The following is a 14,954-nucleotide window of genomic DNA, read 5'->3' on the forward strand; positions in this document are numbered from 1 at the left end:
AATTGCTAGCGTAGACGTAGCCCTTCCTAGACATTAGACTTCTTGGCATTTGTCGGGGTAAAGGTGAAGGGGAAAAGGATAAAAAAACTCAAAATCCTTTCCCTTTACCTTTTTCCCTTTACCCTGAGAGTGCAAAAATATATTTTTGCAAGAGGTCTATTGCATCAGGGAGTATTACCTGAATCTGGATTGGACTAACTATTTAGCTGTATTACCCATTTTTTATGATTATATAACTATAATACACATTATCTAAAAGTCATATATGTAATGAAAAACTCACTTACCAGAACATTCCAAAAATATTTGCGATCGCTTAAGCGTTGGTTTTCAGATACGCCAGAAAGGGCACTTTTAGAAGCTTATCAAGCAGCTCAGAGAATTAAAAACATTGAGAACGAACATTTTGATAACAAAAAAATATCTTTACAATCAGTAAATTATACTGAAAATGTAATGTCTTATTGGCAAGTGTATCTTAATAAGAACCTAACTATTATTAAGATCAGGCTTGCAGAATTTCAGCTTAGTCGGGGAATTATCAATATTTCTAACTCTGTTTTATTAGAAAAGTTGAAGATTATTGATGAAGTAGTAGAGAAGTATGCTATCAAAGATGAAGTAATTAATAAGACTTCCTTAGTGCCCACTTATCAGCCTTTAAACATTAATGATAACGAAATCAAAAAACAGCTAAATTCAGCTAATGTAAACGATCCTCAAATTAACCCTCCAATTCCAAAACCTAAATTGCCTAAGAGTTCTATCGGCAGAAGGATTAATAAAATTCAAGCAGATTTTGCACCGCAGACAGAAGAAGAATTTGTCAGGAATTATCGCCTTTCTAAAGGTAGAACAATAATTGCTCTGCGATTTTTGATAGTTCTCATTCTTGTACCGCTTTTAACTCAATATTTATCTAAAGAATATATTGTAAGTCCAATCCTAGAAAGGGTTAGAGGAGATAATGCAACTACAATATTCATCAATTCTGATATGGAAAAAGAAGCTCTCCATGAATTCCATAGTTTTCAAGAAGCATTGAGATTTGAATATTTTATTAATCAAGCACCAGCACTTTCTTCAGAGTTAACACAAGGAAAAATTAAAAGTAAAGCAATTGAAATCTCGGAAGAATTTAGGAGAAAAAGCAATAGTAGTCTTAGTAATGTTTTTGCTGATTTAATATCACTATTTTCTTTTGGTATAGTTATCGCCATGAGCAAAAGAGAAATTGCGATCCTTAAGTCTTTTATGGATACCATTGTCTCTGGTCTGAGCGATAGTGCCAAAGCTTTTTTAATTATTCTGTTTACTGATATATTTGTCGGATTTCACTCACCAGACGGTTGGGAAGTCCTGCTTGCAGGATTGGCAGAACATTTAGGTCTACCACCCACTAGAAATGTAATCTTTTTCTTTATTGCTACATTTCCTGTGATTTTAAATACTATTTTTAAATACTGGATATTCCGCTATCTCAGTCGTTTATCTCCATCGGCATTAGCTACATTAAAAGAAATGGACGAATAGTTTTTCAGTAAGAATTCAGCACTCAGATGGTCGCCGAGCGTTGGTCATTGAATTTCGACTACGCGGTAATCGAGCGAAGTCGAGATTCAATTACCGCGTAGCCGAAATGAGCCGAGGTGAGTCAGGAGTCAGAATTTATCAGTAATGTAGAATGATTAGTATTTTCCCAAAAATCAATTAATTACAAATTACAAATTATTTTCACGCATTTGTCTTTTGATTCGCTAGGCTATGTATATCCTGGTTTTTCCGAAGTATACTATGGATTTTGAAAGCAAAGCTAATGCCTCAACTCCTACAGAAAACATAGAGTTTGCTCAACCAACTACTACCCGTAAACCACTAGAATTGCTGCGAGATACTGAGGCTTTACTTCGTCGCCCAACTGTAGCAAAACTGTCGCCAATTTTGCCATCAAAACTGAGTAATAGATTTCAAGCAGCCTCATCTTTAGCGGATGACTCCTTTAAGGAACTGGCAGAAATTGACCTAAATACTATTAGTGATTTTGAACTGCGTTCTGCACGAATTTTTATTGGCTTGAGCCTTGTTGGTTTTGGGGCACTGATGATATTGATGCTGCTGCTATACTTAAATACATTGCATCCAAAAACTAGTACAGTTGTACAGATTCGGCAATATTGGTATCAATATATTTGGTTTGTCTGTTTAGGTATCACAGGGATGTTTATCTTGGGACGTGAAGCAATGCGTCCGATGCCAAAGCGACGGAAGTAAGTAGATGAGAATAAATCGAAGTAGATTAAGTAATGTAATAAATCTTGAGATTAGTTTGCAGAGAGGCTAAAGTCCTCACTACAAACTTTTAATTATTTACGTTGCTTTACTTAACTTTCAGGAATCAACGCTTCAAAATGTGCTTTTGTATTAAATAGCTGTTAGGAGATTTGATAGATGAATCATGATGCTTTCATTGTTCCACCTGGTTCAAAGATTTCTTTGAAAAAAAACTATGACCCAGCTTATAAAACTGATTTCCATCAAAAAAGTGATGCTGCAACCAAATTAAAAGTAGATATTGAACGACTAGCTAATTACCAAAATATTCTCTATGCTCAAAACACCTATGCTCTGTTGATTATTTTTCAAGCAATGGATGCTGCTGGCAAAGACAGCACTATTAAACACGTAACTTCTGGTGTTAATCCACAGGGATTTCAGGTGTTTAGTTTTAAGGGCCCCAGTGCGGAAGAATTAGACCATGACTACTTGTGGCGCTCAATGAAAGCTCTGCCAGAAAGAGGAAGAATTGGCATATTCAACCGTTCATACTATGAAGAAGCGCTAGTGGTTCGCGTCCATCCAGAAATGCTTCAGAAACAACAACTTCCTCACATTCCTAATGGAAATAAGATATGGAAACAGCGTTTTGAAGAAATCAATAACTTTGAAAAATATTTGGTTGATAATGGCGTCATCATTTTGAAGTTTTTTCTAAATGTCTCTAAGTCAGAGCAGAAAAAACGCTTTTTAGAACGGATTGACTCTCCTGATAAAAATTGGAAGTTTTCAGATAATGATGTCCGAGAACGAGCTTTTTGGGATGATTATATGAATGCTTATGAAGAAGTTTTTAATAATACTAGTACTAAATGGGCACCGTGGTATATCATTCCTGCCGATCGCAAATGGTTTACACGGCTGATCGTTGCCAATATTATCTGCACAAAATTAGAAGAACTAAATCTGCAATACCCAACAGTTAGTGAGGAACATAAGCAGCAACTTTTGAAAGCGAAATCTATTTTAGAGCAGGAAGATTAACCTGTGAATTTGATCGGTAAAGGCAAAAAATACTGAAGTAGTTAAAATATATTGTATGATATATGTAAATAAGAAAAAATTGCAACTTAATTAATGTAATACTATTTGTAACTAAAGAAGTTATGCAGATAGTCATAGGGGCAAAATCATGATTGAAATGGCAGAAAATGCCAAAAATCATCCACCTCACTTTACTAATGCTGCCTTTGATATAGTGGCGATCGCAGCCTCGGCAGGCGGACTGACTGCTATAATTCAAGTGCTATCGACTCTAAAAGCAGAATTTCCTGCCGCGATCGCCATTGTGCAACACTTGGCTCCGGAACATCCGTCGTTTATGGCAGAAATTCTCAGTCGGCGCACAGACATTACTGTCAAACAGGCACAAGAAGGAGATTCCCTGACCCCAGGAACGGCTTACGTTGCTCCACCCGATCGTCACTTGTTGGTTAATGGTGACGGTACACTTTCTTTATCACAATCTGAATTAGTACATTTTTTACGTCCTTCGGCTGACTTATTATTTGAATCGGTTGCAGCCACTTACAAAGACAGAGCGATGGCCCTTGTGCTAAGTGGAACGGCTAGCGATGGCGCAATCGGAATAGAAGCAATTAAAAAAATGGGTGGTACTGTCATTGTCCAAGACGTAAAAACCGCCGAATTTGCAGGGATGCCCTCCGCCGCAATTAACACTGGCAATGTAGATTTTATTCTACCTCTTGATGAAATTTCTACCACCTTGGTAAGTTTAGTCATGGCAAAATTTAACTAAACTGAGAGGCATAGGGACAGGGGAGTAGAGGAGATATGTATTAAAGTGCAACCAACTTAGTGTCAACATAGTTTAATGAGGCTTTGAACTCCATTAATGAAGCTCACAACTCCGTTAATGAGGCTTTAAACTGCGTTAATGTGGCTCAGAACTCCATTAATGAGGCTTTGATACTCGTGGAAGCATAATGAACTCCACTCCTTTGTTCCTGCTCCCTGCCCCCTTAAACTATGACTTCCGCAGAAAAAGATCCTAAATTTGAAAATTTATTGGTTTATCTCAGACAAAGCCGGGGATTTGATTTTACAGGCTATAAGCGCTCGACTTTGATACGTCGAGTACTCAAGCGGATGCAGTCATTAGCCATAGAAAGTTTTGAAGAGTATCAAGACTATCTAGAAGTTTATCCAGAAGAATTTAATCATCTTTTCAATACGATTTTAATTAACGTGACCGCTTTTTTTCGAGATTCATCAGCTTGGGAAGAGATAGCAGAGCAAATACTGCCTAATCTGATTAACAATAAACAAGCTGCCGATCAAATCCGTATCTGGAGCGCTGGCTGTGCTTCTGGAGAAGAAGCTTATACCCTGGCAATGTTGATGGCCCAAATATTGGGAGCAGAGGAATTTCGTCAACGAGTGAAAATCTACGCCACAGATGTAGATGAAGATGCTCTCAACCAGGCTAGGCAAGCTGTGTATTCAGTAAAAGATGTCCAATCTATACCAGATGAACTGCGGCAGAAATACTTTGAACTTGTGGGGAACCGCTATGTTTTCCGCCAAGACTTGCGCCGCTCAGTGATTTTTGGTCGTCACGATTTGCTTCAGGATGCACCCATTTCGCGTTTAGATTTATTAGTCAGCCGCAATACATTAATGTATTTTAATTCTGAGACTCAAGGGCGAATTCTAGCCCGGTTTCATTTTGCACTAAATGATAATGGCTATCTGTTTTTAGGAAAAGCAGAGATGCTATTGATGCATTCTAATTTGTTTATGCCGCTGGACTTAAAAAATCGAATATTTACTAAAGTATCGACGGTGAATTTACGCGATCGCCTCTTAGTTATGGCAAATCCCGCAGATGACGAATCTAGCAACCGTTTGGCTCGAAATCTCCGATTGCGAGAAATGGGTTTTGACACAACTCCAATCGCCCAAATAGTCATTGATACCAATGGCACTCTGGTAATGATGAACGAGCAAGCGCGGATTTTGTTCGGTCTTTTCCCCAAAGATTTAACTCGTCCCTTCCAGGATCTAGAACTTTCCTATCGACCTGTTGAATTGCGATCGCTAATTGAACGGGCTTATACCGAACGCCGCCCTGTGAGCATAACAAATGTAGAGCGCTATGTGTCTAACACAGAAATTCAATATCTAGATGTACAAATTACACCTTTACAAGATACAGATGGCAGCTTTTTAGGAGTCAGTATTTCTTTTCATGATGTCACCCGTTATATTAAACTCCAAGATGCCTTGAAACGTTCCCAACAAGAATTAGAAACTACCAACGAAGAATTACAATCTACCAATGAAGAGTTAGAAACTACCAACGAAGAATTACAATCTACCAATGAAGAGTTAGAAACTACTAACGAAGAACTCCAATCTACCAATGAAGAATTGGAGACGATGAATGAAGAACTCCAATCTACTAATGAAGAATTACAGACAATTAATAGCGAACTGAGCCAGCGCACCACAGAACTTAATCACACAAATATTAGTCTCATTTCTATTCTCAGAAGTCTGCAAACGGGAGTAGTGGTAATTGACGGCAGCTTTAATATCTCTATTTGGAATTACATGGTCGAAGATTTATGGGGCTTGCGGACTGATGAAGTGATCGGCAAGTCTATCTTCAGCTTAGATATTGGGCTACCCGTCGAGCAGTTGCGATCGCCTATTCGTGAATCTCTATCCGGGAAAAAGCAGTTTCAAGAAATGATCCTCGATGCTACCAATCGTCGGGGTAGACAAATAAAATGTTACCTAGCAATTACTCCCCTGCTTGGAATTGAAATGCAAGGAGCAGTTTTGATGATGGTAGATGTAGAGAAAGTCAACAGTATGATTTCTACTCAAGAAATGGAGAAACGGCAGCGGCAGGAATGAGGGAGGCAGGGGAGCAGGGGGCAGGGGGCAGGGGGCAATACTTGTCGGTTAAGGGGAAAAGGGGAAAGGGGAAAGGGGAAAGAAAAAACCTTTAACCTTTACCCTTTAACCTTTTCCCCAAACCCAATTCCGAGTTAAGAATGCACAAAGCGTGCAGTATTGGGGCAGGGGGCAGGTGGTCACTGAGCGTAGCCGAAGCGGGAGTAGGCAAGGTAGGGAGAAAAGAACTTGATTTTCTGACGATAAATCCCGCAAAGTTTCTTTGGCGGACTAATAGTTTAAACTATTGAAAAATCCAAAATCCAAAATCCAAAATCCAAAATTGATTGACTCTGTGCTTACTCAGTTATCGACTATCAACGCCCTGAAACAGCCCACTAGTTCTGCTTGGTTAGAACAAGCGATCGCTAATTTAGATATCATCTTACTCGACCACTCCCACTGCGAACGCAAAGCAGCAGGGGTAGCCTTGAACATGATGTTTCGCTACCCTTCCAATACTAAAATGGTACGGGAGTTAACTGCGATCGCTCGCGAAGAACTAGAACATTTTGAGCTAGTTAACCAATGGTTAGAGCGCCGGAATATTCCCCTAGCTCCTCTACCACCGCCTCCTTACGGCGCTCTTTTAAAAGCTCAAGTACGCCCCAAAGAACCTGAGCGATTTCTGGATTCCTTACTAGTCACTGGTTTAATTGAAGCTCGCTCTCACGAACGCCTGGGACTATTAGCTGCTTACTGTCCAGAGCCAGAGTTAGCAAAATTTTATCGTGGGCTAATGGCATCCGAAGCGCGTCACTACGGTATATATTGGGTTTTAGCTGCTACTTATTTCGACAAAGAAATTGTTATGCAGCGGCTTGATGAATTAGCAATTGTCGAAAGCGAGTTGCTGGCGACTTTGCACCCAGAACCTAGAATTCACAGTTAGTAGACTAACCCAACAGATATGAAGCTTCAGCTAACACACCTGAGACTGCTTGTCTCCAACTACAAAGATTCTTTTCTGTTCTACCGGGATCTGCTGAAATTTGATGTCGATTGGGGCGATGAAAATACCGGATATGCTGAGTTTAATACCGGATATCTCAAGCTGGGTTTACTCAAACAAGAATTAATGGCTGAAGTAGTCCCAAGAATTGAACAGCCTTCATACGTTGTCAATCGAGATAAAATAGTCTTGATTTTGGCAGTGGATAACGTGGATGAGGTCTATGAGCAAGTAAAGGCTCAAAATGCGCTCGTTGTGACTCAACCACGAGATCGCCCAAGCTGGGGAATCCGCACAGCTCATTTGCGCGATCCCGATGGCAATCTCATCGAAATCTACAACAATCTCGGAATTATCAGTTAAAAGTTCCTGCCAACAACGTTATGAAGTAATTAATCATGAATTAGCATGATACAGAAATGGCTTTCTATTGTTGGCATTGGGGAAGATGGATTACAGGGGTTAAGCGCGATCGCTCTTTCTTTACTCGATCGAGCGAAAGTAATTGTGGGAGGCGATCGCCATTTAGCAATGCTTCCTACAGACGATCGACGTGAGAAACTAGTCTGGACATCTCCCATTAGTGCTTCAGTAGAGGAAATCATTCAGCGCCGGGGTCAGTCAATCTGCGTACTCGCAAGCGGCGATCCGATGTGTTACGGCATTGGTGTCACCTTAGCGCGGCGAATTCCCGTCTCTGAAATGACGATTATCCCCGCACCTTCAGCCTTCAGCCTCGCCTGTGCTAGGGTGGGATGGTCTTTGACTGAGGTAGAAACCTTGAGTTTGAATGGTCGTCCATCCTCCCTACTCCAGTGTTACATTTATCCGGGAGCGCGACTGTTGATTTTGAGTGAGGGGAAAGATACACCAGCGATCGTTGCTCAAATTTTGACAAATCGCGGCTATGGTGGCAGTAAAATCACCGTATTGGAGCGTATGGGCGGCGCTCATGAAAGAATTGTGGAAGGTACGGCTGCATCCTGGAGTGAAATCGAAGTTGCGGCTTTGAATGCGATCGCAGTTGATTGTATTGCTGATACTGGGGTTATCCCATTGCCAAGATTACCAGGATTACCAGATAACGCCTACCGCCACGATGGACAGTTAACGAAGCGTGAAGTTAGGGCAATCACCCTAGCAGCTTTAGCACCCACACCAGGAGAGTTATTGTGGGATGTGGGCGCGGGTTGCGGCTCAATTTCAATTGAATGGATGCGGAGTAATACGCGATGTCGAGCGATCGCGATCGAACAAAATTCCTCTAGACTACTGTATATTGCTGACAACGCTGCTACTCTCGGTACTCCAAATCTGCAAATCATTGAAGGTAAAGCGCCCCATACCCTGAAAGATTTGCCAGCACCAGACGCTATTTTTATTGGTGGTGGGGTGACAGCAATCGGACTTTTTGATGTTTGCTGGGAAGCACTGCGGCCGGGTGGACGTTTAGTGGCCAATGTTGTCACAGTAGAGGGCGAGCAAACTTTATTTCAATGGTATGAACAAGTCGGTGGCAATTTAACTCGTATTGCCATTCAGCGAGCGGAACCTATTGGTAAATTTTTAGGTTGGCGAGCAATGGCGGCTGTGACGCAATGGGTAGTAGTGAAGTCTTAAAAATTGAATAAAGTTATGAGTGCGATCGCTTTTGTAATTTGGTGATAACTTACGTAAATTTTAATTGTTTTATACACATTATACTCTGTCAAATGTATCTTGCTGTCAAAACTATGAACAATTTTGAGTATATCCTCTACCTTTAGATACAGCAAAATGAATATCTGTCTGCGGTTAAAATGTCTAATATTTATGTGCGATCGCAGCATTTTTCAATTTTCGCTTTTTGAAGAAACTAAACATAAATAGCCACTCATTACCCGTTAATACACTGATCTTCTTATAGCTCAGTTACCTACAATCTGCTGCCAATTGGTGATTAATAATTCTAATTTTTAGCACATTACAAAATTACATGACTCACTGATAGTAGCTACTATGCTCTGGGTATACTAAACCAGAGAAAGAAAATTATCATAGCTAAATGCAATGTTAGTAGAATCAGATAAATTATTTTCTATACTTGGCTATCGCATTATTAAGCAATTATATTCAGGGAAAAAAACCTTAGTTTATCGAGCTATCAATGAAAAAGATCGGCAATCAGTTATTTTAAAATTGATGCGTAATGAAGATCCTAGTTTTGCTGAAATTAATCAGTTTCATAATCAGTACACTATTACCCAAAATCTTCAAATTCCAGGCATAGTCAAACCAATAAATCTAGAAAAATATCACAATAGGTATGTGATAGTAATGGAAGACTTTGGTGGTATTGCCCTGAATCTTTGGCAACAAGAAGAGCAGAAAAAAGGAAATCATTCTGTTTCATTGAGTGAGTTTTTCGATATTGCTATTGAAATTAGTGCAACTTTAGAACAATTACATCGCCATCGCATAATTCACAAAGATATCAAACCCGCTAACATTTTGATTCATCCGATAACGGGTAAGACTAGAATCATCGATTTTAGTATTGCAACTCTATTACCAAAAGAAATTCAATTTCTCACAAATCCCAATGTCCTAGAAGGTACTCTAGCTTATATTTCCCCTGAACAAACAGGACGCATGAATCGAGGTATAGACTACCGTACCGACTTTTATTCCTTGGGTATCACCTTCTTTGAACTCCTGACAGGGCAGTTACCATTTAGTACTACTGAACCGATGGAGTTAGTCTACTCTCACATTGCCAAAGAGCCGCCAAAAGCTAGTCATATTAACTCTAATATTCCCACAATTTTATCTGATATTATCAGCAAGCTGATGGCAAAAAATGCCGAAGACCGATATCAGAGCGCTCATGGATTTAGGCATGACTTAGAGAAATGTCAAAACCAATGGCAAGAGAAACAAAATATTACAGCCTTTGAATTAGGAAGTCGGGATATCTCAAATCATTTTGCTATTCCTGAAAAACTTTATGGTCGTCAAAGAGAGATTGAAATTCTCCTTACTACTTTTGACCGAGTGACAAAGGGAAGCACGGAAATGATTTTAGTCTCTGGTTACTCAGGGATTGGTAAAACTGCTGTGGTTAATGAAGTCCACAAACCCATTGCTAGACAGCGTAGTTACTTCATCAAAGGTAAGTTTGACCAATTCCAACGTGACATTCCGTTGTCAGGATTGGTGCAAGCCTTGCGAGATTTAATTAGTCAAATACTCTCCGAAACAGACGCCCAAATTCAACAGTGGAAAACCAAAATTTTATCGGCATTGAGTACGCAATCTCAGGTAATAATTAATGTAATTCCTGAACTGGAAATAATTATTGGCAAACAACCCCCATCTGCTGAACTTACTGGTAGCGCCGCTCAAAATCGCTTCAATTTATTGTTTCAGAGATTTATCCAGGTCTTCACTACGAAAGATCATCCTCTAGTCATTTTTCTAGATGATTTGCAATGGGCAGATACGGCTTCTTTGAAATTTATTCAACTATTAATGGATGGAACTTCTTCTCACCTTGCTAAAGATACAGAGAAAACATCTGAAAGTCAAGGTAGCTTGCTACTAATTGGTGCCTATAGAGATAATGAAGTTTCAAATCTACACCCTTTAAATTTGACACTGCAAGAAATTGCCAAAGTTGGAGGAGTAATTAATACATTTAAACTCTTACCTTTAAGTCAACTTGATTTAAACCATCTGATTGCCGATACGCTACGTTGTCCAGAAGTCATTGCTGTACCTCTGACTCAAATGGTGTTTTTCAAAACTAAAGGCAATCCATTCTTTACATCTCAATTTCTCAAATTATTATATGATGATGGACTAATTGAATTAAATTTTGATGCTGGCTATTGGAAGTATGATATTACCAAAATTAAAACCTTATCTTTTACAGATGATGTAGTAGAGTTTATGGGCATACAAATAGGAAAGTTGCCCCAGAATGTACAAAATGTATTAAAAATATCTGCTTGTATTGGTAATGAGTTTGACTTAAAAACATTATCACTTGTTAATGAAAAATCTGTAATAGATACAGCATCAGAATTATGGCAAGCATTACTTGAAGGACTGATTATACTTCAAAAAGATAGTTATAATTTGGCACCAGAAAATGATAGACAACTATTAAGCTTTTCAAGTAGAGAATCAGAAAATTTCTCAGCAACTAATTCTCAACTTCCCAGATATAAATTCGTACATGATAGAGTTCAGCAAGCAGCTTATTCTCTAATACCCGAAGACCAAATCAAGCAAATGCACTTAAAAATTGGGCTGCTTCTCTTGAAAAATACCCCAATTGCCGAACGGGAAGAAAATATTTTTGAGCTTGTCAATCATTTGAATATTGCAGCTGAATTTATCATCCATCAAGCTAAACGTAATGAGTTAGCTGAAATGAATCTAATCGCTGGACGTAAAGCTTTAGTATCAACAGCTTATTCATCGGCACTTAAGTATTTAACTACTGGAATTGAGCTACTAGCAGATAATAGTTGGGAGATAAAATATGACCTAACTCTAGCTTTGTATGAAATAGCAACAGAAGCAGCATACTTGGCTGGCGACTTTGAGCAGATGGAGAAATTGGCAGAGGTGGTATTAGTAAGAGCTAAAACACTCTTAGAAAAAGTGAAAGTCTATGAAGTAAAAATTCAAGCTTATGGCGCACAGGGTCAAGCACTAGAAGCTGTTAATCTTGCACTAGGATTTTTAAAATTATTAGGAGTAGACTTTCCCTGTAATCCTCAGCAGTCTGATATTGAAATAGCATTAGCAGAAACAGCATCACATCTAAGCGGCAGGAGTATTGAAGATTTAATTAATTTACCCCAAATGACGGACTCTCGGTCATTAGTAGTGATACGTATATTATCTAATATAACTGCTTTTACCTACACAGTTGTTCCCACATTGTTTCCATTAATAGTTCTGAATCAGATCAACTTATCGATTAAATATGGCAATGCATCTTTATCTGCATTCGTGTATGTTGCTTATGGGATTATATTGTGCAGTGTAGTGGGAGATATTGAGTCTGGCTATCGATTTGGCAAACTGGCTGAAAGTATGTTGAGCAAATTCCAAACTCAAGAAGTTATGTTGAAGGTAATTCAAACATATAATCAACTGATCAAACCCTGGAAAGAACATGTTAGAAATACTTTAAAACCTTTGATAGAAGTTTACTCTAACAATTTAGAAACAGGAGATTTAGAATTTGGGGCTTATTGTCTTTATACATACTCCTATTATGCATATTTTATTGGTAAGGAATTAGTTCCTCTTGAGCAGGAAATGGCAACGCATAGCAATGCTATCAAACAAATAAAACAAGAGCGGGTTTTTCATTGGAATGAAATATATCGCCAGATGGTATTGAATTTGTTAGGTTCTTCAGAAAATTCTTGTTGTTTAATTGGTGACGCATATAATGAGCAAACAATGTTACCGATTCATATGGCGGCTAATGATGGAGTTGCAATTATTTGCTTGTTTATTTGTAAACTGCAACTATGTTACCTATTTACAGATTATTCCCAAGCACTTGAAAATTCTCTGAAGGCAGAACAGTATTTATCTGCTGGTCTAGGAATGATAATCAGTGCTCAATTCTATTTTTATGATTCATTAGTACAGCTTGCTTTGTATCCTGATGTTGATGAAGATCAACAAGAAAGAATTATCAAAAAAGTTAGAGAAAATCAGGCAAAAATAGCACATTGGGCACATCATGCTCCAATGAATTACTTACATAAATTTCATTTAGTAGAGGCGGAACGGCATCGAGTTCTTGGTCAATATCTTGAAGCGATAGATAATTACGAGAAAGCTATTTCCCTTAGCAAAGAAAATGAATACATTAACGATGAAGCTCTGGCTTGTGAATTAACAGGAATATTTTATCTCAAATGGGGTAAACAAAAAATTGCTCAATTATACCTCACTGATGCCTATTATTGCTATGTTCGTTGGGGAGCGTTAGCCAAAGTTTATGATTTGCAAAAACGCTATCCTCAATTACTTCTCCCCACGATTCAGCAAGAAGAACTTAGCTATTCTTACAGTGAAAATAATTTACCTGAACTGAGTCTACACCTATCTACACTTAGCAATAAATCTACTTTGGTGACGAATGAAACTGTCATTGGCTCCAACACTAGTATTTCAGATATGTTAGATTTGGGAACTGTCATTAAAGCTTCTCAAGCTGTATCTGGAGAAATTGAATTGGAGGCACTTCTTTCTACTTTAATGGAAGTTGTGATGGAGAATGCAGGAGCTTCTAAATGTGTGCTGATATTGAGTGAAGCTAATAATTTAGACTTAACTATTGCTGCAATTAGTTCTGCTTCAACTTTTAGAGATACTCACACAGAGTTTTTATCTATTCCTTTCGAGTCTAGCGATATTGTTCCTATTTCTCTGATTAATTATGTCAAACGAACCCAAGAAATATTAGTAATTGATGACATTACAGATCGAGCTTCTTTTGCGATAGATAGTTATATTAACCGCGAGCAACCAAAAAGCATATTATGTATTCCAATGCTTAATCAAGGGAAATTGCTGGGGCTAATCTATCTAGAAAATAATTTAACTACAGCAGCATTTACACGCGATCGCCTAGAAGTTCTCAAGCTTTTAACTATCCAAGCTGCAATCTCTTTAGAAAATGCCATTCTCTACAATAATTTGGCTAAAGCGAATGAGCAGTTGGAGGAATACAGCCATATACTAGAGAAAAAGGTGCTAGTAAGAACAGCAGAACTAAACGAAAAAAATCAGCATTTGCAAGAAGCTCTAGAAGAATTACAAAGTACCCAAAGTAAATTAATTCAAAGTGAAAAAATGTCTTCGTTAGGGCAAATGGTGGCGGGAATTGCCCATGAAATTAATAACCCTATCAATTTTATTCATGGTAATATCACTCACGCAAGTGATTATGTTCAACAATTGCTAGATTTGATTAACATTTATCAGCAACAATATCCCCATCCCTCAGCAATAGTGGAGCAGAAAATCGAGGAAATGGATGTAGAATTTCTGAGAGAAGACCTGCCAAGGGTTCTCGATTCGATGAAGGTGGGAAGTTCCCGTATCCGAAATATTATTCTGAGCTTACGTAACTTCTCTCGTCTAGATGAATCGGAAATGAAGCCTGTCAATATCCATGAAGGCATCGACAGTACCCTAATGATTTTGCAGCACCGACTAAAAGAAAATAATAATCGCGCGGAAATTGAGGTATTAAAAGAATATGCACAACTGCCGGATGTTATTTGCTATGCCGGTCAACTTAACCAAGTGTTTATGAATATTTTAAGTAATGCGATCGATGCTTTAGAGGACTACAACAATGGAGAAGATTCTCCAAGGAAAAATCCTCAGATTCGTATTCGTACTGAACTAGGAGAAGTAAATACATTGAAGATTCGGATTGCTGATAACGGTTATGGGATGACTGCACAGGTACAGCAAAAAATATTCGATCCATTTTTTACCACTAAGGCAGTAGGAAGTGGTACGGGGTTGGGGTTGTCAATTAGTTATCAAGTGGTAGTGGACAAACATAAAGGTCAGTTAAGCTGTGAATCAACTCCAGGAAAGGGAACTGAGTTTGCGATCGAGATTCCAATGCAACAGTAAAACAAGCTGTTAATACTGAAAAATTTAGGTTCTTTAGTACTCTGCACTCTTCATAATACAGTTCGGTTTAGAACTT

At 38.5% G+C, this 14,954-nt stretch carries 9 protein-coding genes; all 9 read left to right on the top strand.

Features of this window, described 5'->3' with window-relative positions; genetic code table 11:
- Nucleotides 1-270 precede the first annotated feature (270 nt).
- Complete coding sequence (locus tag ACR5KR_RS10620) at nucleotides 271-1,533, top strand: proton extrusion protein PcxA (RefSeq protein ID WP_445626582.1); 1,263 nt, start codon at nucleotides 271-273, stop codon at nucleotides 1,531-1,533.
- Between the two features lie 261 nt (nucleotides 1,534-1,794).
- Complete coding sequence (locus ACR5KR_RS10625; RefSeq protein WP_445626581.1) at nucleotides 1,795-2,271, top strand: hypothetical protein; 477 nt, start codon at nucleotides 1,795-1,797, stop codon at nucleotides 2,269-2,271.
- 177 nt (nucleotides 2,272-2,448) lie between these two features.
- Nucleotides 2,449-3,318, top strand: a complete 870-nt coding sequence (locus ACR5KR_RS10630; protein ID WP_445626580.1) for a polyphosphate kinase 2 family protein — start codon at nucleotides 2,449-2,451, stop codon at nucleotides 3,316-3,318.
- A gap of 148 nt (nucleotides 3,319-3,466) precedes the next feature.
- Nucleotides 3,467-4,093 carry a chemotaxis protein CheB gene (locus ACR5KR_RS10635; RefSeq protein ID WP_448266489.1) on the top strand — a complete coding sequence of 209 codons (627 nt, stop codon included), beginning with the start codon at nucleotides 3,467-3,469 and terminating at the stop codon, nucleotides 4,091-4,093.
- A gap of 230 nt (nucleotides 4,094-4,323) precedes the next feature.
- Nucleotides 4,324-6,219 carry a CheR family methyltransferase gene (locus ACR5KR_RS10640; protein WP_448266490.1) on the top strand — a complete coding sequence of 632 codons (1,896 nt, stop codon included), beginning with the start codon at nucleotides 4,324-4,326 and terminating at the stop codon, nucleotides 6,217-6,219.
- Between the two features lie 334 nt (nucleotides 6,220-6,553).
- A complete protein-coding gene (miaE, locus tag ACR5KR_RS10645) occupies nucleotides 6,554-7,150 on the top strand; it encodes a tRNA isopentenyl-2-thiomethyl-A-37 hydroxylase MiaE (RefSeq protein ID WP_448270159.1) in 597 nt (198 codons plus the stop codon).
- A gap of 18 nt (nucleotides 7,151-7,168) precedes the next feature.
- Nucleotides 7,169-7,573 carry a VOC family protein gene (locus tag ACR5KR_RS10650; RefSeq protein WP_445626576.1) on the top strand — a complete coding sequence of 135 codons (405 nt, stop codon included), beginning with the start codon at nucleotides 7,169-7,171 and terminating at the stop codon, nucleotides 7,571-7,573.
- 45 nt (nucleotides 7,574-7,618) lie between these two features.
- Entirely contained in the window at nucleotides 7,619-8,830 is a 1,212-nt protein-coding gene (gene cbiE / locus ACR5KR_RS10655; RefSeq protein WP_448266491.1) for a precorrin-6y C5,15-methyltransferase (decarboxylating) subunit CbiE, read from the top strand.
- 429 nt (nucleotides 8,831-9,259) lie between these two features.
- Entirely contained in the window at nucleotides 9,260-14,878 is a 5,619-nt protein-coding gene (locus ACR5KR_RS10660; protein ID WP_448266492.1) for an ATP-binding sensor histidine kinase, read from the top strand.
- Nucleotides 14,879-14,954 lie beyond the last annotated feature (76 nt).

The sequence above is a fragment of the Nostoc sp. DSM 114159 genome, assembly GCF_053470285.1.